Origin of the sequence: Streptomyces sp. NPDC006551 (genome assembly GCF_040611675.1) — a bacterium.
Lineage (GTDB): Bacteria > Actinomycetota > Actinomycetes > Streptomycetales > Streptomycetaceae > Streptomyces.
Genome location: NZ_JBEXOT010000054.1, coordinates 17384 through 43583 on the forward strand (window position 1 = coordinate 17384; position 26200 = coordinate 43583).

Here is a 26200-nt window from a genome sequence, read left to right on the forward strand (position 1 = left end):
ATCACTGGAATCGCCTCCTCTCGGCGTCTCGGAGGGCTCGGGGTGAGCCGGGCCCTCGTGTATTCGGATAAGTACAGCACGAAGACAGGGCTTCGAAGAAGCCGCTGTTTCCGTGGTTAAGAACCTATGGGGCTTGACGGGGCGGGCGCAAACTATTTTTTCGACGAGTTTTCATCACTGCTCCTCGTCGTCCCCTCCAGGCTCCTCACCTGGCTCTTCGCCCGCGCAGAGGGCCAGGACGTCGGCACCGAACCGGTCCAGCTTGCGGGCGCCGACCCCGGAGATGGAGGCCAGCTCGCCGTCGGTGGAGGGCACGCACTCGGCGATCGCCATCAGCGTCTTGTCGGTGAACACGCAGTACGCGGGCTGCCCGAGCTGCTTGGCCTGGTCGGACCGCCACTCGCGCAACCGCTCGTACAGGGCCTCGTCCATGTCGGAGGGGCAGTCCTCGCAGCGTGTCAGCTTCATCTCGCCGGCCTCGGTGAGCGTGGCGCCGCAGACCCGGCACCGCACCGGGCCCCGGCGCTTGCGCCGGCCGCCGCCGCTCCCCCGTTCGACGGAGCCGCCGCCACCCGCGCCGGCGGCGCCGAGGGGGCCGGAGCCGGGTCGCAGCCCCTTGAGGAAGCGGGTGGGGCGCCGGGAGGCGCGGCCGCCCGGGGAGCGGGAGAGCGCCCAGGACAGCGAGAGGTGGAGCCGGGCGCGGGTGACCCCGACGTACAGGAGCCGGCGCTCCTCCTCGATCTGCTCGTCGGTCTTGGCGTACGTGATCGGCATCATGCCCTCGGTGAGGCCGACCAGGAAGACCGCGTCCCACTCCAGGCCCTTGGCGGCGTGCAGGGAGGCGAGGGTGACGCCCTGGACGGTGGGGGCGTGCTGGGCGGCGGCCCGCTCGTCGAGCTCGGCGACCAGGTCGGAGAGGGTGGCGCCGGGCTTGGCGCGGGCGAAGTCCTCGGCGAGGCGGACCAGGGCGGCGAGCGATTCCCAGCGGTCGCGGACGGCGCCCGAGCCGGCGGGCGGTTCGGTGGTCCAGCCCTTGGTGGAGAGCACCGCCCGGACCTGGGAGGGCAGGTCCTCGGCGTCGTCGAGGAGGGAGTCGTTGCCCCCGGCCCGGGCGGCGCCGCGCAGGGCGATGCCCGCCTCGCGGACCTCCTGGCGTTCGAAGAACCGCTCGGCGCCGCGCAGCTGGTACGGCACCCCTGCGTCGGCGAGGGCCTGTTCGTAGACCTCGGACTGGGCGTTGATGCGGTAGAGCACGGCGATCTCGCCGGCCGGGACGCCGGCGGCGATCAGGTCGCGGATGCGGCGGGCGGTGCCCTCGGCCTCCGCGGGTTCGTCGGCGTACTCGGTGTAGGCGGGCTCGGGGCCGGGATCGCGTTGGGAGATCAGTTCCAGGCGGTGCTCGGCGGCGCGGCCGCGGGCCTGGCTGAGCAGTCCGTTGGCGAGGTGGACGACCTGGGGGGTGGAGCGGTAGTCGCGGACCAGCTTCACCACGGTGGCGTTCGGGTGCCGGGTGCGGAAGTTCAGCAGGTGGTCGGGGGTGGCGCCGGTGAAGGAGTAGATGGTCTGGCTGGCGTCGCCGACGACACAGAGGCTGTCGCGGTCGCCGAGCCAGAGGTCGAGCAGCCGCTGCTGGAGCGGGGAGACGTCCTGGTACTCGTCCACGACGAAGTGCTGGTACTGGCGGCGGATCTGGTCGGCGATGTCGTGACGGTCCTGGAGGATGCCGACGGTGAGCAGCAGCACGTCCTCGAAGTCGATCACCGAGCGGTCGCGCTTGAGCTGCTCGTACATCGCGTAGATCTGGCCGATCTCGGCCGGGTCCCGGGGTGCGTCGCGGACCGACTTGGCGACGGCCGCCGGATAGTCGGCGGGGACGGTCTGCGTGACCTTGGCCCACTCGATCTCGCCCGTGACATCGCGCAGCTCGTTGCGGTCGAGCCGGACGCGGCAGCGTGCGGCGGCCTCGGCGACGAGCTGGATCTTGCGCTCCAGGAGTCGGGGAAGATCGCCACCGACGACTTTCGGCCAGAAGTACTGGAGCTGGCGCAGCGCCGCGGAGTGGAACGTGCGGGCCTGGACGCCGCCCGCGCCGAGCTCGCGCAGACGGCCGCGCATCTCGCCGGCTGCCCGGTTGGTGAACGTGACGGCCAGCACACTGCCGGGCTGGAGTATCCCCGCCCGCACGCCGTAGGCGATGCGGTGGGTGATGGCCCGCGTCTTGCCCGTGCCGGCTCCCGCCAGCACGCACACCGGGCCGTGCAGGGCGAGGGCGACCTCGCGCTGCTCGGGGTCGAGCCCGTCGAGCACCGCGTCGGCCGACTCGGGGACCCGCGGGAAGAGAGAGGAGTGCGTTGCTGCTGTCACCCCGCCATGCTGCCAGGTTCGGTGGGGTGGGTGCGGCGGGTTGTCCACAGGCGAAGGGCACCGGTCGTACGAATACGGGAATGGAGGCGCGGGCGCGTACGTTCCTTTCCTCGGACCCACCCGCGAACAGAGGAGCGCCAGGCCATGCAGGGCACTGTGACGATGTACAGCACCACGTGGTGCGGCTACTGCCGTCGGCTGAAGAGCCAGATGGACCGCGAAGGCATCGCGTACACGGAGATCAACATCGAGCAGGACCCGGAGTCGGCCGCGTTCGTGGAGAAGGCCAACGGAGGCAACCAGACCGTGCCGACCGTCCTCTTCCCGGACGGTACGACGCTGACGAACCCGTCGCTCGCGCAGGTCAAGCAGAAGGTCGGCGTCTGAGCCGACCGGCTCCGCGACCGCGTGGAAGAGCCCCCTCCCGGCAGTGCCGGCAGGGGGCTCTTTTCGGCCATGGAGCCCGGTCAGACCACGTCGCCGGGCTTCGGCAGCGGCTTGCCGTACCAGAGCTCGATCAGACGGGACGCGATCGAGATGCCGTACGGAGGCAGGACCTCGCCCGACTCGAAGGCGGCGGTCAGGTCCTCGCGGGAGAACCAGCGGGCCTCCTGGATCTCCTCGCCGTCCACGGTGATCTCCGAGGAGGTGGCGCGCGCGAAGAAGCCCAGCATCAGGCTCGACGGGAAGGGCCACGGCTGGCTGGCGATGTACTCGACCTCGCCGACCGTGACGCCCGCCTCCTCGAAGACCTCGCGCGCCACCGACTGCTCGATGGACTCGCCGGGCTCGACGAAGCCCGCCAGGGTCGAGAAGCGGCCCTCGGGCCAGTGGACCTGGCGGCCGAGGAGCGCGCGGTCCTCCTCGTCCGTGACCAGCATGATCACGGCGGGGTCGGTGCGCGGGTAGTGCTCGGCGCCGCAGGCCTGGCAACGGCGGATGTGACCGGCGGCCGCGATGACCGTGCGCTCGCCGCAGCGGGAGCAGAAGCGGTGGAGGCGCTGCCAGTTCTCGAGGGCGACGGCGTGCACCATGAGGCCCGCGTCGCGGGGCGAGAGCAGCAGACCGGCCTCACGCAGACCGGCCGGGCGGGCGGACTGGTCCATGCGGCCGGGCAGGGAGTCCTTCTGGAGGGCGAAGTAGGAGACGCCCTCGGCGTCGGTGCCCAGGAAATAGCGGTGGGTCTCGGTGACCGGAGCCTCAAAGGCCGGGGTCATGACGAGCTCGGTGCGGCCGTCAGCGCTGTCTGCGGGCTCGTCGATCAGCACCTGGCCGCCGGAGACGACGAAGACGCGGGTCGTGGGGTGGCTCCAGGCGGCGGCCAGCCATGCCTCGTCGAGGCGGTGGTGGGCCGCGCGGTCGATGCCGCTCGGGGCGGTGAGCCCGATCGGACGGTCCGTTGACTCGTACTTCATGCTGCTCACAGGTGCTTCCAACTCCCCCGGATCAGGTGTGTGGGTTCAGCGTTCAGCGCTGCGGGGCGGCTGCCGGGACGGCAGCGGGCAGGTCGCCCCACAGATGAGCGGTGGTCTCGACGCCCTTCATGAGGAGGCCGAGCTCGACCTTCTCGTTGGGGGCGTGCCAGCCGTCGGACGGTACCGAGATGCCGAGGAACAGCACCGGCGCGCCCAGGACGTCCTGGAGGTCGGCGGCGGGGCCTGAGCCGCCCTCACGGGTGTAACGGATCTTGGCTCCGTCGAAGGCCAGGCTCATGGCCCGGGCGACCGACCGCAGGGCCGGGTGGTCGAGCGGGGTCAGGCAGGGCCGGGTCGGGGCGCCGAAGACGATCTCGTACCGGATGCCCTGGGGGACCTGGGCGGCGAGCCAGTCGCGCACGGCGAGCTCGATCTTGGCCGGGTCCTGGCCGGCGACCAGCCGGAAGGAGAGCTTCAGCTGGGCGGAGGCGGGGACGATCGTCTTGCCGCCGGGGCCTTGGTAGCCGCCGCCGATGCCGTTGACCTCGGCGGTGGGGCGGGCCCAGACCCGCTCCAGGGTGCTGAAGCCCGACTCGCCGAGGGTGCCGTGCGACTTGGCGGTGCGCAGCCAGCCGTCCTCGTCGAAGGGCAGCTCGGCGATGAGGGCGCGCTCGGCGTCGGAGAGCTCGGTGACGCCGTCGTAGAAGCCGGGAACGGCGACGCGCTCGTTCTCGTCGTGGAGCGCGGCGACGATCCGGCCTGCGACGGTGGCCGGGTTCGGCACGGCTCCGCCGAAAGACCCGGAGTGGATGTCCTGGTCGGGGCCGTACAGCTGGATCTCGCAGTCCGCGACGCCGCGCATGCCGGTGCAGACGGTCGGGGTGTCCTCGGACCACATGCCGGTGTCGGAGACGATCACGACATCGGCGGCGAGCCGGTCCGCGTGGGACTCGACGAGGTCGCGGAAGTGCGGGGAACCGGACTCCTCCTCGCCCTCGACGATCAGCTTGAGGTTGACGGCGGGAGTGGTGCGGCCGGTCGCCGCGAGGTGGGCGCGGACGCCGAGGGTGTGGAAGAAGACCTGGCCCTTGTCGTCGGCGGCACCGCGCGCGTACATCCGGCCGTCGGTGATGTAAGGCTCGAACGGGTCGGTGTCCCAGCCGTCCTCCCGGGCGGCGGGCTGGACGTCGTGGTGGCCGTAGACGAGCACGGTGGGGGCGTCGGCGTCCCCTGAGTGCCATTCGGCGAAGACGGCGGGCGCGCCGTCGGTCTCCCAGACCTCGACCGTCGTGAATCCCGTCTCCGTCAGCTTGGCCGCGAGCCAGTCGGCGCTGCGCCGTACGTCCGCGGCACGCTCGGGCTGCGCCGACACGGACGGGATGCGCAGCCACTCGGCGAGGTCGTCGAGGAAGGCGGCGCGGTGCCGCTGGATGTACGTGCGTACGGCCTGGGTACGTGCGGTCTGGACGGCGCTGTCCGGGGTGTAGCTCATGCTCCTGAGCCTATCCGGCGCCCGGAGCGCGCCGGTCCGGCGGTCCGTCCTCAGGTCCCTCCTCCCGTCTGCCGAGCAGGATGTCCTCGAGCTCGGCACGGCCGGGGAGGCGGCGGGGCCGTACGACCTCTCCGGTGCGGACGTAGACGAAGGCGGCCTCCACCTCGTCGACGGGGAGGCCGTGCTGTTCGGCCCAGGCGAGACGGTAGATCGCGAGCTGGAGGGGGTCGGCGGTACGGAGGTGGCTGGTCTTCCAGTCGACGATCTCGTACGCACCGGAGTCCGGGTCCCGGTAGACGGCGTCGATCCTGCCCCGGATCACCCGTCCCGCGAGGGAGAGATGGACGGGGACCTCGACGCGGTACGGGGTGCGGCGGGCGTACGGGGTGAGGGCGAAGGCCTCCTTGAGGGCGTCGAGGTCCCGCTCGTCGACGATCTCGGGCTCGCCGGCGAAGTCCTCGCCGCCGGGGAGCTCGTCGGGACCGAGCAGGGGGAGCGGCAGCTCCTCGAACCGGGACTCCACCCACGCGTGGAAGCGGGTGCCGCGGCGGGCCGCGGGCTGCGGGGGGCGGGGCATGGGCCGGGCCAGGTCGTGGGCGAAGCCGTCGGGATCGGCGGCGAGGCGGAGGACCTGGGAGGCGGAGAGGTAGGCGGGCAGCAGGACGTCGCGGGTGGTGGCGCGGGCGCGACGGAGCTCGGTGGTGAGAGCGGTGAGGTCACGGTCCCAGGAGGCGAGGGTGCGGGCGTCTTCGGGGGTGAGGTCGTCGTGGGCGTCGTCCAGGGGTACCCGGGGGGCGGGGACCTCGTCCGCAGGGGGCTCCTCGTGCCAGAAGGGGTCCTCGTCCCAGGGGGGCTCGGCGTCGGGCCAGGGCTCGTCGGGGTCCTGGGGTGCGGGCCCTTGGGCGGGCAGCGCGTACGTTCCGCCCTGCGGAACAGTCGCCCGCAAGAGGGTGCGGACGTGCTGCGCCGCCTCGCGGCGGCGTTCCAGGGAGGTCGGGTCGAGCGGGAGGGGCCAGGCCTGGTCGGCGGTGTCTTCCTTCAGCGCGGGGTTCTCGGCGTCCTTCTCCGGTTCGTCGGCCCAGGCCTCGATCTCGCCGAAGCCGGCCGCGCAGTGGTCGTACAGGGCGGTGAGGAAGTCCGAAGGGCCGCGCGGCTTCTTCTGGGCCGGGCCCCACCAGTGGGCGGAGCCGAGGAGGAGGGAGCGGGGGCGGGTGAAGGTCACATAGCCGAGGCGGAGCTCCTCGGTGTGCTGGTGGTCCCGCATCCGCTCCTTGAAGGTCTTGAGGGCGGCGGCGTCCCAGCTGTCCACGTCCGGCAGGGTGGCGGCGTCGCCGCGCAGGGCGTGCGGGAGCACCTGCGGCTGCGAGGTCCATGATTCGCGGGACCTGCCGCTGGGGAACTGGGAGGCGACCAGGCCCGGCACCGCCACCACGTCCCATTCGAGGCCCTTCGACTTGTGCGCCGTGAGGACCTTGACCGTGTTCTCGCCGCCCGGGAGCGCGTTGTCGAGGCCCTTCTCGTACTGCGCGGCCGTACGCAGGAAGCCGAGGAAGGCCAGCAGGGTCGCCTCGCCGTCCAGGGAGGCGAAGCCAGCCGCTATGTCGAGGAAGTGGGAGAGGGTCTCGCGGCGGCGGGCGGCGAGCGCGTGCGGTGAGGCGGAGAGTTCGACCTCAAGGCCGGTGGTGGCGAGGATCCGGTGCAGGACGTCCATCAAGGGGTCGGCGAGCGAGGAGCGCAGACCGCGCAGCTCGGTGGCGAGGCGGGCGAAGCGGACGCGGGCCTCGGCCGAGAACGGCAGGCCGTCGTCCTCGCCTCCGGAGTCCAGGAAGGTGTCGAGCGCGTCGGCGAGCGAGATGACCTCGGCCGGGTCGACGCCCTCGACCGCGGCGGCGAGCCGCCGGTCGTCGTCGGCGGCGTCGCCGGCGCGTTCGCGGTGCACGAGGAGCCGGGCGCGGCGGCCGAGGAGAGCCAGGTCGCGCGGGCCGATGCGCCAGCGGGGGCCGGTGAGAAGGCGGACGAGGGAGGCGTTGGCACCGGGGTCCTGGAGGACCTCGCACACAGCGACCAGGTCGGCGATCTCGGGCAGGTGCAGGAGCCCGGAGAGGCCGACGACCTCGACGGGGACGTCGCGGGCGACCAGGGCGGCCTGGATCGCGGGGAAGTCGGTCGCCGTACGGCACAGGACGGCGATCTCGCCCGGTTCCCTGCCGGTGCGGACGAGGTGGGCGAGGGAGTCGGCGAGCCAGTCGATCTCCTCGGCGTGCGTGGGCAGCAGCGCGATGCGCACTGTGCCGTCGCCCTCCGCGCCGGGTGCCGGACGCAGCGCCTCCACGCCCGCGTGCATGGCGCGCAGAGGTGCGGCGAGCCCGTTGGCGAGGTCGAGCAGACGGCCGCCGCTGCGCCGGTTCTCGGAGAGGGCGTGGCGGGTGGCGGGGGTGCCGTCCGCGTACGGGAAGTGGGCGGGGAAGTCGTCGAGGTTGGCGACGGACGCTCCGCGCCAGCCGTAGATCGCCTGGCAGGGGTCGCCGACGGCGGTCACGGCGTGTCCGGTCCCTCCGCCGAAGAGGCCGGAGAGCAGCAGCCGCTGGGCGACGGAGGTGTCCTGGTACTCGTCGAGGAGAACCACCCGGAACTCGTCCCGGAGGAGGGCGCCGACCTCGGGGCGGGTGGTGGCGAGTTCGGCGGAGAGGGCGATCTGGTCGCCGAAGTCGAGCAGGTCGCGGGAGCGTTTGGCGGCGCGGTAGCGGACGACGAGGTCGAGCAGCTCGCGGCGGGCGGCGGCGGTCTCGGGGACCTTGCGCAGGTCGGCGTTGGAGAGCTTGGCGCGGGCGAGTGCGTCGAGGAGCTCGGAGTCGTACGCCTCCAGGTCCCGCGGACGGACGAGGTGCTCGGACAGCTCGGCGTCGAGGGCGAGGAGATCGCTGACGAGGGTCGGGAACGACTTCGTCAGGGCGGGGTACGGGCCGGGGGCTTCGCGCAGCACGCGCGCGGCGAGCTGGTACCGGGTGGCGTCGGCGAGCAGTCGGGAGGTGGGCTCCAGGCCGAGCCGCAGGCCGTGGTCGGTGAGCAGCTGCCCGGCGAAGGCGTGGTACGTGGAGATGCGGGGCTCGCCGGGGGGATGGTCGGGGTCGATCGCGTGGGGGTCGGTGACGCCGGCGCGGACGAGGGCGGTTCGGACCCGTTCGGCGAGTTCGCCGGCGGCCTTGTTGGTGAACGTGAGGCCGAGGACCTGTTCGGGGGCGACCTGGCCCGTGCCGACCAGCCAGACCACCCGGGCGGCCATCACCGTCGTCTTGCCGGAACCGGCTCCGGCCACGATGACCTGCGGGGCGGGCGGCGCGATGATGCAGGCCGTCTGCTCCGGGGTGAACGGGATGCCGAGGAGCTCCTTGAGCTGCTCGGGGTCGGTGATGCGTGCGGTCACCCCAGAGAGGCTAACCGGGACCACCGACAGCCCCGCCCGGGCGGCGGCGGCCGAGGGCTGCCGAGCAGGCGGAGGTGTCCGGGCGGAGGTGTCCGGGCGGAGGCGTTCGGGCGGAGGTGTCCGGGCGGAGGCGTTCAGGTCGAGGCGTTCAGCCCGGTGCTCGGGTTCAGCTTGGAGACGTCCAGCGTCTCGTTCGCCGGCGGTACGACGACCTTCACGGGCTTGTCGTAGTCGGAGAGGACGATCGACCCCGGCTCGTCGCCGCCCGTCTTGACCATCTTGAGGATGTGGGGCTTGCCCTCCTGGGAGACGGACACCGTGGTCGTCTCCCCGCCGGGCTTCTTCTTCAGGACCGTGGCGACGGGGGTCCCGTCGACCTCGGCGTCCGGCCCTCTGGTCAGCCCCTTGCGTTCGGAGGCGTCGTCGCCCATGTCGTCGAGCAGCTTCTTGAGGTCACAGACCCCGCTCAGGTCGCTGCTGCCCTCCTGCCCCGGAGTGATCTTCAGCCAGCGGTCCTTCAGAAGTTCGACGGTGGCGTCGACCCGCTGCTGCGGCAACCCCTGGGAGGCCGTCGAGGCACGCCAGAAGGGCTCGTCGCCCTTCAAGTACGTGATCTTGGCGGCCTGCCGCAGGTCGGCGGTGCCTCCCTTGATCTTCATCTGTCCCGTGCACTCGTTCTTGTCGTTGAGCGCGAGGTCGATGTCCACCGGCTGTCCGTCCGACGTGACCCGGCCGGCCATCCGCAGGGAGGTCGCGGACTGGGTGGCGGTGACGGCCCGGTCGCCGATCTCATCGGCGCTCAGACCTCTGAACGGGTCGGGCGACGGCGCGACGGCCACGATCCGTACGTCCGAGGGCGCGGGGGTCGCCGCGGCCCACCCGGCCGGAGCGGCGCCCGCGATCACGGCCGCGCAGACGACGGTCGCGGCCCGGAGCTTCCGATGGGATCGCATAGGGCCCTCCTCGCGTGTGCCCCACGTACCAGCCTGGACCGCCGGGCGCGCTCCCGCTACTCCATTCGGGTCCTGTCCGCCGGTCCGCCGGGGCGTGCCGTGCCGTGGCTCACTCGACGATGTGGCGGCCCTCCGGCTGGGCGCTGCACGAGGCGCGGAAAGCGCAGTGGGTGCAGTGCTGGCCGGTGGAGGGGGTGAAGCGCTCGTCCAGGACGCGGCCGGCCGCGGTGGCCAGCAGGTCGCCGACCCACTCCCCCGCCAGGGGCTCCTGCGCCTGGATCTTGGGCAGCGCGTCTCCGCCCTCCTTCTTGGGGGCCGGCTGGCGCAGCTGTACGAGTTCGGCGCCGCCGGGGGACGGGCGGCGGCCGTCGAAGACCTCGTCGACGGCTCCTTCGCGTACCGCGAGCTGGTAGACGGCGAGCTGGGGGTGGTGGGCCACCTCGTCACGGGTGGGGGCGGACTTGCCGGTCTTGAAGTCGACGACGTAGGCACGGCCGTGCTCGTCGGCCTCGACACGGTCCATGGAGCCGCGGATCCGGACCTCGTACTCACCGGCTTCGAGGGTGACGTCGAAGTCGTGCTCGGTGGCGGCCGGGGTGCGGCCGCCGCGGTCCATGACGTGCCAGCGCAGGAACCTTTCCAGCGCCACGCGCGCGTGCTCCTTCTCCTGGGCGGACTTCCAGGGGGCGTCGAAGGCGAGGCCGTCCCAGACGGAGTCGAGGCGTGCCATCAGGACGTCGAGGTCGGCGGGCGTGCGGCCGGAGGCGACCTCGTCGGCGAGGACGTGGACGACGTTGCCGAAGCCCTGGGCGGCGGTGGCGGGTGCGTCCGCCTTGACCTCGCGGCCGAGGAACCACTGGAGGGCGCAGGTGTTGGCGAGCTGGTCGAGCGCGGAGCCGGAGAGGGTGACGGGGCGGTCTCGGTCGCGGAGGGGGACGGTGCTGTGCGTCGGCTCGAACAGGCCCCACCAGCGGTCCGGGTGCGCGGCCGGCACCAGCGGCTGCCCGTCGTCGTCGGTGAGGGCGGCGAGGTGGGCGAGGCGTTCGGCGGCGGCGGTGCGGAGCGCGTCGGAGGCGGCCGGGTCGACGGTCGTGGCGCGGAGTTCGGCGACGAGCGCGGCGACGGCGAGGGGGCGGCGGGGGCGGCCGGCGACGTCCTTGGGTTCGGTGCCGAGTTCGGTGAGGAAGCGGGAGGGCTGGTCGCCGTCCTCGGCGGGGGCCTTGACGGCGGTGACGACCAGGCGGTCGCGGGCGCGGGTGGCGGCGACGTAGAAGAGGCGGCGCTCCTCGGCGAGGAGGGCGCCGGGGGTGAGGGGTTCGGCGAGGCCGTCGCGGCCGATGCGGTCGGCTTCCAGGAGGGAGCCGCGGCGGCGCAGATCGGGCCAGAGGCCCTCCTGGACGCCGGGGACGACGACCAGGCTCCACTCCAGGCCCTTGGAGCGGTGGGCGGTCATGAGACGGACGGCGTCGGGGCGGGCTTGCCGCTTGGAGAGGGTGTCGGCGGCGATGTCCTGGGCGTCGAGCTCTTCGAGGAAGTTGAGGGCGCCGCGGCCGCCGACGCGGTCCTCGGCGCGGGCGGCGGCCTCGAACAGGGCGCAGACGGCGTCGAGGTCGCGGTCGGCGTTGCGCCCGGCGGCGCCGCCGCGCAGGGCGGCGCGCTCGAGGCGGCCGGGCCAGGGGGTGCCGTTCCACAGGAGCCAGAGGGCCTCTTCGGCGGTGCCGCCGGCGGCGAGGCGGGCGCGGGCCTGCCTCAGGAGGTCGCCGAGGCGCTTGGCGCCCCGGGCGTAGGACTGGTCGTGGGCAGCGAGCCGCTCGGGCTCGGCGAGGGCACGGGTGAGCAGCACGTCGGAGGGGGGCGGCACGTTGTTGCCGCCGGCCCGCTCCTCGTCGCGCAGGGCCCGCCCGAGCCGCCGGAGGTCGGCGGGGTCCATCCCGGCGAGCGGCGAGCCGAGCAGGGCGAGCGCGGTCTCGGCATCGAGCCAGCCCGCGGCGACCGAACCGCCGTGGCCGGCCCCGGCGGTCCCACCGGCGGCGGCCCCACCGGCGGCCCCACCGCTCTCCGTCGCCGTCTCGGCCTCCCCGTCCCCTTCGGGGACACCGTCCGCCCGCTCGTTCTCCGTCGGGGTCGCCGTCGCCGCCGCGCGGAGGGCCAGCAGGAGGGGGGCGACCGCCGGTTCATGGCGGAGGGGGGTGTCGGCGCTGTCGGTTTCGAGGGGGACGCCCGCCGAGGTCAGGGCGCGGCGCAGGACCGGGATCGGAGTGCGGGCGCGGACGAGGACGGCCATGGCGTGCCAGGGGACGCCGTCTTCGAGGTGGGCCCGGCGCAGGAGGTCGGCGATGTTGTCGAGCTCGGTGGAGGCGGTCGGGTAGGTGTACGTCTCCACGCGCCCCCCGCCCCGCACCGCCGCCAGGTCGCGGTGGGCGCGCACCTTGTCGGCGGGCAGCCGGGGCAGGGGCATGCGCTGGGTGAGGAGCCGGGTCGCCGCCAGCAGGCCGGCGCCGGAGCGGCGGGAGGTGGTCAGGACTCGGACGTCCGCGGGCCGGCCGTCCGGCCCGCGGAAGGTGTCGGGGAAGTCCAGGATGCCGTTGACGTCGGCTCCCCGGAACGCGTAGATCGACTGGTCGGGGTCGCCGAAGGCGACCACCGTGCGCCCGCCCGTCGCCCGACCACCGCCCCTCACGGACGCCCTTCGGGCGGCCCCTGTCGAACCGCCCGCCAGGGCTTCGAGGAGACGGACCTGTGCCGGGTCGGTGTCCTGGTACTCGTCGACGAAGACCGCGTCGTACTCGGGCAGCGTCACGCGCTCCGCGAGCAGGACCGCTCGGTGCACCAGCTCCGTGTAGTCGAGGACCCCCTGCAGATCCAGGACGTCCAGGTACTCCGCGAGGAACCCGGCCGCCGCCTTCCAGTCCGGCCGCCCGACCCGCTGGGCGAACTCCCCGAGCGCCCCGGGCGAGAGCCCGAGCTCCCGGGAGCGCGCGAGGACGGCCCTCACCTCGTCGGCGAAGCCGCGTGTCGTCAGGCAGGCCCGCAGTTCGTCGGGCCATCGGACCCGGCCCAGGCCCGCCTTCTCCAAGTCGATCTGGCCCGCGAGCAGCTCCCGTACCGCGAGATCCTGCTCGGGTCCCGACAGCAGGCGCAGCGGCTCCGCGAACAGGTCGGCGTCCTGATGGGCGCGGATCAGGGCGTAGCAGTACGAGTGGAAGGTCGTCGCCTGCGGCGGCCGAGCGCCCCCGAGTCGCGCCGCCATCCGGTCGCGCAGTTCCACCGCCGCCTTGCGGCTGAAGGTGAGGACCAGGATCCGCTCCGGGTCCGCTCCCTTCTCGATGCGGGCCGCGACCGCCTCCACCAAGGTCGTCGTCTTCCCGGTGCCCGGTCCGGCCAGGACGAGCAGAGGTCCGCCGGCGTGGTCAACCACTTCCCGCTGTGCTGCGTCCAGCAGAGGGGGATCCACCGGGGCCGGCGCGGTACGCACCAGCCGGTACGCGCCGTGGGCCCGCCGCGTACGTCGGGTGGTGGAGGAGGTACTCACGTGGATCGCCGGTCCTGGTGGATGGTGTGCTGGTGCTGAAGGGAGACCCGTACGGGACGAACGACGACGTTACGGGATACGAACGGCGTCCGAGTCGTACTCCGTACGGCCCTGCTGCCGCCGGCCCGGTCGTGCCCTGGCAGAAGCTGTCACGTGTGAGGTCCGCCATCCCACCGCGCCCGCCGCATGTCGAGCTTCGGCAGATGCCCCTCGGCGGCGCGCCCCGCCTCGCGCAGCGGCGTCCCCTCGTCGCGGTAGTGGCCGAGCGCGCGCAGCTCGTGGCCGGGCAGCAGCGTGCCGTCGGCGCGCACGACGCGCCACCACGGCACCGCACCGCCGTACAGGGCCATCACGCGGCCGACCTGGCGTGGCCCGCCCTCGTCCAGCCATTCGGCCACGTCGCCGTAGGTCATCACCCGGCCCGGCGGGATCAGCTCGGCGACGTCCAGCACCCGTTCCGCGTACGGGGGAAGTTCCGCGGCGGGTTCCGCGGGAGGCTCCGCGGGAAGATCCTCAGGTTCCTCGGCGCTCATCCGGACCATCCTGCCTCACCGCACCGACAACCCCCTGATGCCTCCGTCGGGCCCCGCTTCGTGCCACCATCGTGCGGGCGGTGACTGGTGATACGAGACCAAGGGCGACAAGAGCACCGAGTCGAGCACGGCGACCGGGACGCCCGGAACGAACAAGACGGACAAGCCGCGCAAGTGGTAAAAGTGGCACAAGCAGAGACGGACATGGTGATGGGGCACGACGCTCAGCCTCCGGAGGAGGGGGCTCACCCCGGCGTGCCCGCCTCCGACGGAGAACCCAGCGAACGCGTCTCCGTCGACGAGCCCCTGCTCGCCGCGCGTGTGCACCGGCCCTCCGACCTCATGCGGCTCCTCGTCGGTGTCCTCGCCATCGCCGTCGTCATCGCCATCGCCGCCTTCGCCCACGGCACCACCTCCGGCCTGGAGCAGGACATCAACAAGGGCGCGGGCGGCGCCCCCGACCTCTTCGTCAAGATCGCCGGCCTGGTCTCCAGCATCGCCGTGCTGCTCGTACCGGTCGCCTTCGCCATCGAGCGGCTGATCAAACGCGACGGGCTGCGGATCGCCGACGGCGTCCTCGCCGCCGTCCTCGCCCACGGTGTCACCCTCGCCACGGACCTCTGGGTCGCCAAGGCCGCGCCCGGCACCATCCAGGACGCGCTCACCCAGCCGCAGGCCGGGGGCGGTCTCACCGACCCGGTGCACAACTACCTCGCGCCCGTCATCGCGTACATGACCGCGGTCGGCATGGCCCGCAGGCCCCGCTGGCGGGTGGTGCTGTGGGCGGTCCTGCTGCTCGACGCGTTCACGATGCTGGTGGCCGGCTACACCACCGCCTTCTCCATCATCCTGACCGTCCTCATCGGCTGGACCGTGGCGTACGGAACGCTGTACGCGGTCGGCTCCCCCAACGTCCGGCCCACCGGCCAGACACTGCTCGCCGGCCTGCGCAGGGTCGGCTTCCGGCCGGTCACGGCCATGCGCGCGGAGGGCGTCCCGGACTCCGCGGACACCGGCGACCGGGGCCGCCGCTACATCGTGACGCTGGAGGACGGACCGCCGCTCGACGTCACGGTCGTCGACCGCGAGCAGCAGGCGCACGGGTTCTTCTACCGCGCGTGGCGCCGGCTGACGCTGCGCGCCATCACCACCCGCCGCTCGATCGTCTCGCTGCGCCAGGCGCTGGAGCAGGAGGCCCTCCTCGCGTACGCGGCGATCGCCGCCGGCGCCAACGCGCCGAAGCTGATCGCCACCTCCGAGCTCGGCCCCGACGCCGTGATGCTCGTGTACGAGCACCTGGGTGGCCGGACCCTGGACTCGCTGGAGGACAAGGAGATCACCGACGAGCTGGTGCGCAGCGCCTGGCATCAGGTACGGGCCCTGCAGTCACGCCGGATCGCGCACCGGAGGCTCGCGGGGGACGCGATTCTGGTGGATCGTTCCGGCAAGGTGATCCTGACGGATCTGCGGGGCGGTGAGATCGCCGCGGGCGATCTGGTCCTGCGGATGGACATCGCCCAGCTGCTCACCACCCTCGGTCTGCGGATCGGCGCCGAGCGGGCGGTGGCCACGGCCGTGGAGGTCCTCGGCCCGGACGCGATCGCCGACTGTCTCCCCCTCCTCCAGCCGATCGCGCTGAGCCGCTCCACGCGCGCGACGCTCCGGAAAATGGCCAGGGACCGGTCGAAGCGGGAGCGCGAGGCCGTCCTCGAAGCCTCGGAGGCGGCGAAGCGGGAGCGCGTGGAGGCCGCCACCGCCGAGGGCGAGGCGAAGATCGACCGCAAGTCGGACCGGAGGATCGAGAGGGCGGAGAAGCAGGCCGAGAAGCGGGCCCTCGGCGAGGCGCTCGACGAGGCCCGCGAGGAGGATCTCCTCGCGCAGATCCGCCAGCAGGTGCTGCTGATCCGGCCTCAGGCGCCCGTCGAGCCGGTCCGCCTGGAGCGGATCAAGCCGCGCACCCTGGTGAGTCTGATCGCCGGCGCCGTCGCCGCGTACTTCCTGCTCTCGCAGATCGCCCGTACGCCGCTGTCCACCATCAGCCAGGCCGACTGGCGCTGGGTGGCGGCGGCGGTGCTGTTCTCGGCGCTGAGCTATGTGGCGGCGGCGATGAGCCTGCTCGGCTTCGTACCGGAACGGGTGGGGTTCTGGCGGACGGTGGTCGCGCAGGTCGCCGGCTCGTTCGTGAAGATCGTCGCCCCGGCGGCGGTGGGCGGTGTCGCGCTGAACACCCGGTTCCTCCAGCGCTCGGGAGTGCGACCGGGGCTCGCGGTGGCGAGCGTCGGCGCCTCGCAGCTGTTCGGCCTGGGGGCGCACATCATGCTGCTGCTCGCCTTCGGCTATCTGACCGGTACGGAGAAGTCTCAGTCCTTCACCCCGTCGAGGACGGTCATCGCCGGTCTGCTGACGGTGGCGGTCCTGGTCCTCGTGGTCACCGCGATCCCGTTCATGCGGAAGTTCGTCTCGACCCGGCTGCGGTCGCTCTTCGCGGGTGTGGTGCCGCGCATGCTGGACGTGCTGCAGCGGCCGATGAAACTGATCACGGGCATCGGCGGCATGCTGCTCCTGACCGGTTTCTTCGTGCTCTGCCTCGACGCCTCGATCCGCGCGTTCGGACACGACAGCCAGGGGATCAGCTACGCGAGCGTGGCGGTCGTCTTCCTCGCCGGCAACGCGCTCGGCTCGGCGGCGCCGACGCCGGGCGGTGTCGGCGCGGTCGAGGGCGCGCTGACGTTCGGCCTGGTGGCGGTCGGCCTCCCGCTGGAGGTCGCGACCCCGGCGGTGCTGCTCTACCGCCTGCTGACGCTGTGGCTGCCCGTCCTGCCGGGCTGGCTCTGCTTCAACTGGCTGACGAAGCGGGGCGCGCTCTAAGGGCCGGACGGGGCACCGGGCCGGGCGGGGCCTCGGCGGGAACGCTGCTGCGGACAGTGGCCGGCCAGGGCTGGACGGTCGTGCCCGTCAGGTCGGCGAGCACCGCACCCGGACGCGGCCCGGGCCCGGGCGGGACACCAGGGCCCGAGCGGGACCGCGCCCCCGGGGCCCAGCCCTGGAGCGCCTCCCCGCCCCTCCCGTACCGCCACCCGCGTGGCCCATGCGCCCGCGCGGGGCGGCCGCGCCCGGCACACGATGGCTGTATGCCGATCTCCGCCGCGCAGCGTGCCGCCCTGTTCACCGTCTCCGCCGTGCTGCTCGCCGCCGGCTGCACGGACGGCGGGGACGAGGCCGCCGCGCCGGAGACGCCCACCACCACCGGGCTCGCCCGGTTCGCGTCGCAGCAGCTGGAGTGGGGACCTTGTCGACCCGCCACCGGGGGCGGCGGCACCAGCCCCTCGCCCCTCCCCGGGGGCGCCTCCTGGGAGTGCGCCTTCATGGAAGCGCCCCTCGACTACGCCGAGCCCGACGGCGAGACCATCGAGCTCGCCCTGATCCGCGCCCGGGCCCGCGACCGGAGCAACCGGATCGGCTCGCTCATCTACAACTTCGGCGGCCCCGGCGGCTCCGGCCTCACCGGTCTGCCGTCCTTCGCCCCGGCCTACGAGAACCTCCGTTCCCGCTACGACCTGGTCTCCTTCGACCCCCGGGGCGTCGGCCGGAGCCAGGGCGTCGAGTGCGCGACCGACCGGGAACTGGACGCCTACTACTCCCTGGACTTCACACCCGACGACACCGCCGAGGAACGGACCCTCTCCGACGCGCAGAAGAAGTACGCGAGCGGCTGCGAGAGAGAGTCCGGCGCCTTGCTCCCCCATGTCGGCACCGCGAACGCCGCCCGGGACATGGACCTGATGCGCCAGGTGCTCGGCGACGAAAAGTTCCACTACTTCGGCATCTCCTACGGAACGGAACTGGGCGGGGTGTACGCCCATCTGTTCCCGAAGAACGTCGGCCGCGCCCTGTTCGACGCCGTCGTCGACCCGACCGCCGGCACCGAGGCGGGCGCCCTCGGCCAGGCCAAGGGCTTCCAGCTCGCGCTCGACAACTTCGCGAAGGACTGCGTGGACCGCGGCGACGCGTGCGCCCTGCCCGGCTCGAACGTGGCCGAGATCGAGTCGTTCATCACCGGACTCCTCGCCGAACTCGACAAGAAGCCGATCCGGGGCATCGGGGAGCGCAAGCTCACCCAGAGCCTCGCCACCAACGGCATCGTGCAGGCCCTCTACACCGAGGAGTACTGGCAGTACCTGGAACAGGGTCTGGAGGCGGCCGACGGCGGCGACGGCGGCCTGCTGCTCGCGCTCTCCGACTCGATGAACGGGCGGGACCAGAACGGCCGGTACAACAACATCCAGGCGGCGAACACGGCCATCAACTGCGTGGACTTCAAGGAGCGCTACACCCTGGGACAGGCCAAGGAGCGGCTCCCCGAGTTCCGCGAGGCATCGCCCGTCTTCGGCGACTCCATGGGCTGGGCCCTGGCCAACTGCTCGCAGTGGCCGATCCCCGGCACCTGGGACCACCCGGACGTCTCCGCCCCCGGCTCGGCCCCCATCCTCGTGGTGGGCACCACCGGCGATCCGGCGACGCCGTACGCGGGTGCCCGCGCGATGGTGAACGCGCTGGGCAAGGGCGTCGGCGTGGAGCTGACGTACGAGGGCACGCGCCACGGCGCCTACAACAGCGGCGACAAATGCGTGCAGGGCGCGGTCGACGCGTACTTCCTGCAAGGCAAGGTCCCGGCCTCGGGGACCGTCTGCAAGTAGCGGACGGACCGACGCCTAGGATGGCGGTTTTCCGGCCTGGATCGCGGGGGTTTGTTGATCATGTCCATACGGATACGGGTGGCGGTCCTTGCCGTCACCGGGCTGCTGGTCGCCGGCTGCACGAGCCCCGGAGCCACCACCGACACCCCCGCTACGACCCCGTCCGCCGACGGCGCCACGTCCCCGGACTCGTCCTCCGCCCTCCCCGCCTCGCTCACCTCCCAGCGCCCCGACTGGAAGTCCTGCGCCGCCCCCGAGGGCGGCGAGAGGCCCGGCTCCGACTGGCGCTGCGCGACCGTGAAGGTGCCCCTCGACTACACGAAGCCCTCCGGTGAGACGATCCCCATCGCGCTGATCCGCAAGGAGGCCCGCTCCAAGGGCGACCGGATCGGCTCGCTCCTCTTCAACTTCGGCGGCCCGGGCGCCTCCGGTGTCGACATCCTCCCCCGCGCGGCCTCCGAGTACGGCGGGCTCAACCGGAGTTACGACCTGGTCGGCTTCGACCCGCGCGGCGTCGGACGCAGCGCCGGTGTCGTGTGCCGGGACGACAAGGAGCAGGCCGAGGCCGAGACCCGGTGGGACCCGTCTCCGGACACCGGGGCCGAGGAGGCCGCCTTCATGCGGGACGGCGCCGCCTTCGGGGCCGGCTGCGCCCGCCGCTCGGGCAAGGTCATCGGGCACACCACGACCTCCAACACGGCCCGCGACCTCGATCTGATCCGGCAGGTCCTGGGGGACGCGAAGCTCAACTACTTCGGCATCTCGTACGGGACGCAGCTCGGCGGCGCCTACGCGCACCTGTTCCCGTCCCACGTGGGCCGGACCGTTCTGGACGCCGTCGTCGACCCGACCGCCGACACCGCGGGCCATGCGCGCAACCAGGCGATGGGCTTCCAGCGGGCCCTGGACAACTATCTGAAGAGCACGGGTGAGGACCCGAGGGCCGGCACCCAGCGGATCGCCGCTCTGCTGAAGAGGCTCGACGCCCGCCCGCTGCCGGTCGGTGAGCGCCGCCTGACCGAGGGTCTCGCGGTCACCGGCATCGCGATCACGCTCTACTCCAAGGGCAACTGGCCCATGCTGACGTCGGCGCTGAAGCAGGCCGAGAAGGGGTCCGGCGACGAACTCCTCCAGCTCGCGGACTGGTACAACGACCGCGACGAGTCCGGGCACTACTCCACCCAGTCGCACTCCCAGCGCGCGATCTCGTGCGCCGACTCCTCCGCACGGCCGACCGTCGCACAGGCGCGGGCGCTGCTTCCCGAGTTCCGCGAGGTGTCGCCGGTCTTCGGACCGCTCCTGGCCTGGGACACGGCCGGCTGGTGCGCGAGCTGGCCGGTGAAGGGCGAGGGAACCGACATGGACGTGAGCGCGCCCGGCGCGGGTCCGATCCTCGTGGTCGGCACGACGGGTGACCCTGCGACGCCGTACGAGGGAGCCGAGCGGATGGCGAAGGAGCTGGGCACGGGCGTGGGCGTCCTCGTCACCAACAAGGGCGAGGGGCACGGGGCCTACGGCACGGGGTCCTGCGTGACGAAGACGATCGACGCGTATCTGCTGGACGGCAAGGTCCCGGCGTACGGGAAGACCTGCTCGTAGGACGTGTGGGAGAAAGGAAGGGCCCGGACCTGATGTCAGGTCCGGGCCCTTCTCACTTCTCCGGGTCTAGTAGACCGGCTTCTCGGGCTCGATCTGGTGGACCCAGCCGATCACGCCGCCGCCGACGTGCACCGCGTCCGCGAAGCCCGCGGACTTGAGCACCGCGAGGACTTCCGCACTGCGTACACCCGTCTTGCAATGCAGGACGATCCGCTTGTCCTGCGGCAGGTCCTGGAGGGCGTTGCCCATCAGGAACTCGTTCTTCGGGATCAGACGCGCGCCGGGGATCGAGACGATCTCGTACTCGTTGATCTCCCGGACATCGATGATGTCGATGTTCTCGCCCTCGTCGATCCACTCCTTGAGCTGCTTGGGAGTGATCGTCGAGCCGAGCGCCGCCTCCTGGGCCTCCTCGGACACGACGCCGCAGAAGGCTTCGTAGTCGATGAGCTCGGTGACGGTCGGGTTCTCGCCGCAGACGGCGCAGTTCGGGTCCTTGCGGACCTTGACCTGGCGGTACTGCATCTCCAGGGCGTCGTAGATCATCAGCCGGCCGACCAGCGGGTCGCCGACACCGGCGAGGACCTTGATGGCCTCGGTGACCTGGATGGAGCCGATGGACGCGCAGAGCACGCCCAGGACGCCGCCCTCGGCGCAGGAGGGGACCATGCCCGGCGGCGGGGGCTCCGGGTAGAGGCAGCGGTAGCAGGGGCCGTACTCGGACCAGAAGACGGAGGCCTGGCCGTCGAAGCGGTAGATCGAACCCCAGACGTACGGCTTGTTGAGCAGTACGCAGGCGTCGTTGACCAGGTAGCGCGTGGCGAAGTTGTCGGTGCCGTCGACGATCAGGTCGTACTGGCTGAAGATGTCCATCACGTTGTCGGCCTCGAGCCGCTCTTCGTGGAGGATCACGTTCACGTACGGGTTGATGCCGAGGACCGAGTCCTTCGCGGACTCCGCCTTGGACCGGCCGATGTCCGCCTGGCTGTGGATGATCTGACGCTGCAGGTTCGACTCGTCGACCTCGTCGAACTCCACGATGCCGAGCGTGCCGACGCCGGCCGCGGCGAGGTACATCAGGGCCGGCGAACCGAGGCCACCGGCGCCCACACACAGCACCTTGGCGTTCTTCAGCCGCTTCTGCCCGTCCATCCCGACATCCGGGATGATCAGGTGGCGGGAGTACCTGCGGACCTCGTCTACGGTGAGCTCGGCAGCCGGCTCGACCAGGGGTGGCAGCGACACGGGGGCTCCGTTGGTCGGTATGTCAGTACGGTTGTTCTCCCCGTAACACTGCCACGCCCCTTCTCATTCCGAGACACCTGGTCCAATGCGCGAGACGATTTCGTCCCAGTAGCCGGGCAGTGTTTGGAATGGGTCGTTTTGTCCGGACCGCCCACCGCGGTCGGTGAAGAAGATCGTCCCGGCGCCCTGCCAGCGGGCGATCCGCATCGCCTCGTCGAGATGGCCGCGCGGCACTCCGTGGACGAGATGGACGAACTTCTCCGGCGGATGGTCGGCGGTCCACTCGGACACCTGTGACCAGCGGTAATCCGCCCAGGGGCCGGAGAAGGTGACCAGCTGGTCGGCGACGTCGGCATAGCCGGGGTACGGCTGGGTGCCATGGCCCAGGACGAGATGCGCCTCGCCGTCGAGCACCGCCTCCAGCGTGGCCGCGACCCGCCGCACCTCGGGCAGGTCCGCCCGGTCCGTGGGACAGCGGTCCAGGTAGAAGCCGTCGACCTTGTACCAGTCGAGGAAGCGGTGGGCGTCCGAGACGATCTCGCCGAAGGCCCGGGAACCGTGGCGGAGGTCCAGATGCCCGAGCACCTTGACCCCGGCGTTCCGCAGCCTGCCGGCCGCTTCCAGGCAGTGCGGGTCGGGGCGGGCCCCGGGGCCCTGGGCGACGTTCAGTACGGCCCAGTGCAGAGGGGTGCCGGGGCGGGTCAGTTCGGCCCATTCCACAGGGGCCAGCAGCGGATGGGCGTAACCGGGGACGCCGACGCCCATCTCCCGTACGGCCCCGGTCGTGCCCGTCGTCAGATGCGGCATGCCGCCTCCATCCAGATGTCGGCGAGGGACTCTTCGAGATTGATCCGCGGCCGCCAGCCGAGCCGGTCGCGGGCGGTGCGGACGTCGGCCTGCTGCCAGCCGCCACAGCCGTCGGGGTACGGGTAGGGCGCGGCGGCCAGCTGTTCGGCGATGGTCTCGGTGCGGGGCGCGCCGATGACCGGCCGCTGCGGCGGTCCGTCGAGTTCGTGCAGGGTTCCGGCGTATCCGGCGACCCGGGCGAGGACGGCGGCGGCGTCGCGGAGTTTGACCGCCCGTCCGGTGCCGATGTTGACGACGCCCTGGGCGGCGGAGAGCGAGGCCGCGTGGACGGCGCGGGCCACATCCCGTACGTCGACGAAGTCGCGCTGCACGCCGAGGCCGCTGAGCTTGAGCTCGCCGTCGCCGGCCTGCATGGCCCGGCGCATGGCCTCGGCGAGGCGGCCGAGCGGGGAGCCCGCGGGGGTGCCCGGGCCGACCGGGGAGAACACCCGCAGCACCACGGCGTCGAGTCCGGAACCGAGGACCAGCTCGGTCGCGGCGAGCTTGGAGACGCCGTACGGGCCGCCGGGGCGGGGCACGGCGTCCTCGGCGGTGGACGAGCCGGGCTGCGAGGGCCCGTACTCGGAGGCGCAGCCGAGCTGGACCAGCCGGGCGCCGCAGCCGCTGCGGCGCAGGGCCTCGCAGACGGTGGCGACGGCGACGGTGTTGTGCCGGGTCAGGTCGCGGGCGCCGCCGCGGGTGGCGCCGGCGCAGTTCACGACGACACCCGGGTGGACGGCGTCCAGGAACCGGGTCAGGGCGCCGGGGCTGCCGCCGGCGAGGTCGAACCGTACGTCGGCGTCGTCGCCGCGCCCGAGGGCGGTGAGGTGGACGGCCGGGTCGGCGAGCAGCCGGTCGGCGACGAAACGGCCGATGAATCCATTGGCTCCGAGCAGCAGCACCCTCATCGTGCGGCCCCTTCGTGCCGACCGGCCGTTGCTGGGTGTTGGGAGGTCATGTCTCTTTCGTCTCCTTGGGATGAGGGTCCTGCGCGGTGGGCGCGCCCGCGGCGTCGGCTCCGCGGGTGCGCCGGGGTTCTGGGGTCGTGCCGATCGGGGAGATCGGCGAGCGGGGCCTGCGCTAGGGGGTGGCATGGGCCGAGGCCCGCGAGAGGGCGACGGTGGCGCGGGCCAGGAGGCCCGCGGCCGCGGCGCCGCAGACGAGGGTGGGGAGGGCGCCGGGGCCCCAGTGGTCGACGAGGGTGCGGACGGGCTCCGCGAGGACGTCGAGGCCGGGGATCCGCGCGGCCAGGACGGTCGCGACGGCGAACGCCTCCGCGGCGCAGGCGGCGGCGAGGCCGTTCGCGGCGGCCTCCGGGAAGCCGTGGACGGTGAGCAGCCGGGCGAGCAGCAGCAGGACACCGAGGGCGAGGGCGCCGTAGGCGAAGCCGGTCAGGCTCAGCAGGGCGGCCACGGCGGCCGTGTGGAGCGCGACGGTGACGACCAGGAGGGGGCGCGTGCCGGCGGCGAACTCCTCCAGGCCCCGGCTGGCGGCGAGCCTGCGCCGGGCCCGGGTGGCGAAGAGGTGGGCGCACCAGGCGCCGGGGGCGACCGCGAGGGCGAGCCCGACGAGCGGGCCGGGGGTGAGGTCCCAGGTCTCGTCGGGCCCGCCGGTCAGCGTCTCGTGGAGAAGACCGTCCCCGCCGACGGCGTACGCGAGGAGCCAGAGGGTCCAGACGCGGGCGGCGGGGACGGTGCGGCCGGCGGCGCGCAGGGGGCCGCGCCGGACGGCGACGGCGAGCGCGACGGCCAGGCCGAGGACCCCGGCCGCGCCGACGGCGAGGCGCACGGGTCCTTCGGTGAGAGCGAGTCCTGCGGCGGCGAGGGCGGCGACGGCCCCGGGCGCGAGGGCGCGCAGCGTCCACCCCGCCCAGCCGGCGCGCACGCCGGTCTCCCGCGCGGGGCGCGCGGGCGGCTCGCCGCCCCGGGGCACGCGCACGTACAGCTCCTCGGCGAGCGAGAAGACGTCCCGGTGCCGGAACCGCGCGGCGGTCCGGTCGGTGACTCCGTGGGCCTCGAGCCCGGCCGCGATCTCCAAGGCGTCGACGGCCCGCTCGCACAGCTCCCGATGCCGGTGCATGAGCGCCTTGACCGGGTCGGCGGGCCCGCGCCGGGCGGGCCTGGGAGCGACATCGGCCCGCGGGCGGGTGGCGGAGTCCGCCGGACCCCTGGAGAGCCCGTCGGCCTGTGGGGCGGACGGCTCCTCGGTCGTCAGGGCCTTCGCCTCGAGCAGCGCCTCGGAGTGGGAGTCCCAGGGTCCGGGGCTCGTGGGGGCGGCGGGGCCGCGCATGGGGGTGCCTCCTTCAGGCATCGTGGTCTCCCGCGCCGGCGGTCGCGGTCACCGGCTGATCCGCCCAGACACCGGGGACGTACGCCTCCGCCGGGTGTCCGAAGGGAACGCCCTCGTCGGCGCGGCGGCGCACCGGGGCGTGGGAGAGGAGCTCCAGGTACATGCCGCGGAACGCCGCCAGGTTCTGCTCGACCGTGAAGAGTTCGAGCGCGCGGGCGCGCGCGGCGGCGCCCAGGCGGTAGCGGCGCTCCGGGTCGCGCAGGAGCGCGAGGCAGGCGTCGGCGAGCGCCCGCGGATTGCGCGGGGGTACGACGAGCCCTGTGCCGCCGATGACCTCGACGACCGCGCCGACGTCCGTCGAGACCGTCGCCCGGGCGCAGAACATCGCCTCGACCAGGCTGATCGGAAAGCCCTCGACGACGCTGGAGAGCACCACGACCGCGCCCGCCCCGTACGCGTCGGCGAGCGTCGGCGCCTCCGGGCCGCCGATCTCCTCGAAGGCGACCGGGTTCTCGCCGACGGCGTGCGCCCCGGCGGCCTCGTCGGGGAAGAGCTGGGCCGCGAGCCCCCTGCAGTGCGCGAGGTACGCCTCGGCGCCCGCTTCCCGCACCGGCGCGGCGATGATCCGCAGCCGGGCGTCGGGCTGCGCCTTGCGCACCTCGGCGAAGGCGTGCAGCAGCGCGATCAGGTCCTTGGCGGGTTCGACCCGGCCGACCCAGACGAGCGTGGCCGGGTCGCCGCTCTCCTCGTCCTCACCGACCTCGGCGAACCGCTCCGCCTCCATGCCGGGGTAGACCGTGCGGATCTTGGCGCGGTCGGCCCCGCACCTCTCCTGCCAGCGGCGGGCGTGGGTGTTGCCGGGCGTGAGGAGCGCGGCCTGGCGGTAGATCTCGGAGGCGAGCCGGCCCTGGAAGGCGGCGAGCAGGGCGCGGACGGGCGCGGAGAGCGGCGCGTCGGGCGCCGTGAGGTAGTGCGCACGCAGTTGTACGCCGTACTCCGTGACCAGCAGCGGGGTGCCGAAGAAGCGTTTGGCCAACAGGCCGGGCAGCGCCGCGGTCCCGCCGGAGGCGGCGTGGCAGAGGTCGACCGCGCCGAGCCCGTCGTCGCCGTACCAGTCGAGCGAGAGCGGGCGCAGGGCGCGCTCCAGCTGGTCCACGAAGGCGAGGTGGTCCGGGACGGTGGCGGCGGCCACGGTGCGGCGTGCGCCGGGGGCTCGGCAGGCGGACTCGAGGGTGCGGACGGCGAGTTCGGAGCGGAGGGCGGCGTGGAGTCCGCCGCGCTCGCGGGCGAGTTCGGCGAGGCCGTAGAGCCCTTCGGCGAAGTCGTCCGCGCACTCCTCGCCGTTCTCGTCCCCGTCGTCCGGCTCGGCGCAGAGGCCGGTGGCGAGGGCGCGGAAGTGTTCCTCGAAGAGCCGCCGGTCGCGCCGTCCGTAACTGTGGCCGTCGTCCTCGGGGGCCCATAGGGGCGCGGTGCGGACGCGCCGGACGTGCGGGGGCAGGTCGACCCAGCCGCCGTCCTCCTGGCGGGCGCTGCGGCTGAGGGCGTAGAGCTCGAACTCGTGCGGGGCGAGCCCGCGCACGAGCCGGTCGCACCAGAGCCTGGACTCACCCGTGGCGTACGGGTAGCCACCCTCCGTGAGCAGTCCGATCCGCATGAGTGCACCCCCGATCTCCCTTGACGGCCGCCGCCTTCGGTCCGGCGACGCTTCAGCGGGAAGAACGTAAGCGGATATGCCGGTGGGGGGGGGGGGGGGGGGTGGAAGGGCCACCCCCGGGGGGGGGGTGAAAGAGAAATAGACAACCCCCCACCGA

Annotated in this window: 16 protein-coding genes; 4 read left to right on the plus strand and 12 right to left on the minus strand. The window is 73.1% G+C overall.

The features are described 5' to 3' along the window. Positions 1-174: 174 nt before the first annotated feature. Positions 175-2364, minus strand: a complete 2190-nt coding sequence (locus tag ABZY12_RS30720) for an ATP-dependent DNA helicase UvrD2 (protein ID WP_356896057.1) — start codon at positions 2362-2364, stop codon at positions 175-177. Positions 2365-2508: 144 nt separating this feature from the next. Here ABZY12_RS30720 and ABZY12_RS30725 point away from each other — a divergent pair, with 144 nt between their 5' ends. Further along, on the plus strand, positions 2509-2751 hold the full coding sequence (locus ABZY12_RS30725; protein ID WP_356896058.1) for a mycoredoxin: 243 nt from the start codon (positions 2509-2511) through the stop codon (positions 2749-2751). 80 nt (positions 2752-2831) lie between these two features. Here the strand turns inward: ABZY12_RS30725 and nudC are convergent, their stop codons facing one another. The 6 genes from nudC to ABZY12_RS30755 form a co-directional block, all read right to left on the minus strand. After that, positions 2832-3779 (minus strand): NAD(+) diphosphatase, encoded by a 948-nt coding sequence (nudC, locus tag ABZY12_RS30730; RefSeq protein WP_356896086.1) that lies wholly within the window; start codon positions 3777-3779, stop codon positions 2832-2834. Between the two features lie 52 nt (positions 3780-3831). Then, complete coding sequence (locus ABZY12_RS30735; RefSeq protein ID WP_356896060.1) at positions 3832-5271, minus strand: dipeptidase; 1440 nt, start codon at positions 5269-5271, stop codon at positions 3832-3834. A gap of 10 nt (positions 5272-5281) precedes the next feature. Further along, positions 5282-8695: an ATP-dependent DNA helicase gene (locus tag ABZY12_RS30740; RefSeq protein ID WP_356896062.1), complete on the minus strand. Its 3414-nt coding sequence runs from the start codon at positions 8693-8695 to the stop codon at positions 5282-5284. 134 nt (positions 8696-8829) lie between these two features. Next, on the minus strand, positions 8830-9648 hold the full coding sequence (locus ABZY12_RS30745; protein WP_356896064.1) for a hypothetical protein: 819 nt from the start codon (positions 9646-9648) through the stop codon (positions 8830-8832). A gap of 109 nt (positions 9649-9757) precedes the next feature. Further along, complete coding sequence (locus ABZY12_RS30750; protein ID WP_356896066.1) at positions 9758-13180, minus strand: ATP-dependent DNA helicase; 3423 nt, start codon at positions 13178-13180, stop codon at positions 9758-9760. Positions 13181-13329: 149 nt separating this feature from the next. Next, the gene (locus ABZY12_RS30755) at positions 13330-13713 is read right to left on the minus strand and encodes an MGMT family protein (protein ID WP_356896068.1); all 384 of its coding nucleotides are present in this window, start codon (positions 13711-13713) and stop codon (positions 13330-13332) included. Positions 13714-13917: 204 nt separating this feature from the next. Between ABZY12_RS30755 and ABZY12_RS30760 the strand changes: the two genes are divergently transcribed. The 3 genes from ABZY12_RS30760 to ABZY12_RS30770 all read left to right on the plus strand — a co-directional run bounded on the left by ABZY12_RS30760 (position 13918) and on the right by ABZY12_RS30770 (position 20009). Further along, positions 13918-16581: a flippase-like domain-containing protein gene (locus ABZY12_RS30760; protein WP_356896088.1), complete on the plus strand. Its 2664-nt coding sequence runs from the start codon at positions 13918-13920 to the stop codon at positions 16579-16581. Between the two features lie 263 nt (positions 16582-16844). Beyond that, the gene (locus tag ABZY12_RS30765) at positions 16845-18410 is read left to right on the plus strand and encodes an alpha/beta hydrolase (protein ID WP_356896070.1); all 1566 of its coding nucleotides are present in this window, start codon (positions 16845-16847) and stop codon (positions 18408-18410) included. A 60-nt stretch (positions 18411-18470) separates the two neighbouring features. Then, a complete protein-coding gene (locus tag ABZY12_RS30770; protein WP_356896072.1) occupies positions 18471-20009 on the plus strand; it encodes an alpha/beta hydrolase in 1539 nt (512 codons plus the stop codon). Positions 20010-20075: 66 nt separating this feature from the next. Here ABZY12_RS30770 and moeZ read toward each other — a convergent pair whose 3' ends face one another. From moeZ to ABZY12_RS30795, 5 genes are all read right to left on the minus strand, one after another. Further along, a complete protein-coding gene (gene moeZ, locus ABZY12_RS30775) occupies positions 20076-21254 on the minus strand; it encodes an adenylyltransferase/sulfurtransferase MoeZ (protein WP_356896074.1) in 1179 nt (392 codons plus the stop codon). 63 nt (positions 21255-21317) lie between these two features. After that, positions 21318-22061 (minus strand): spherulation-specific family 4 protein, encoded by a 744-nt coding sequence (locus ABZY12_RS30780; protein WP_356896076.1) that lies wholly within the window; start codon positions 22059-22061, stop codon positions 21318-21320. Then, positions 22049-23008: an NAD-dependent epimerase/dehydratase family protein gene (locus ABZY12_RS30785; RefSeq protein WP_356896078.1), complete on the minus strand. Its 960-nt coding sequence runs from the start codon at positions 23006-23008 to the stop codon at positions 22049-22051. The genes ABZY12_RS30780 and ABZY12_RS30785 overlap by 13 nt, the downstream gene beginning before the upstream one ends. Before the next feature lie 172 nt (positions 23009-23180). Next, positions 23181-24389, minus strand: coding sequence for a hypothetical protein (locus tag ABZY12_RS30790; protein WP_356896080.1), 1209 nt, complete (start codon positions 24387-24389; stop codon positions 23181-23183). Positions 24390-24402: 13 nt separating this feature from the next. Then, positions 24403-26043: a DUF3492 domain-containing protein gene (locus ABZY12_RS30795; RefSeq protein ID WP_356896082.1), complete on the minus strand. Its 1641-nt coding sequence runs from the start codon at positions 26041-26043 to the stop codon at positions 24403-24405. Positions 26044-26200 lie beyond the last annotated feature (157 nt).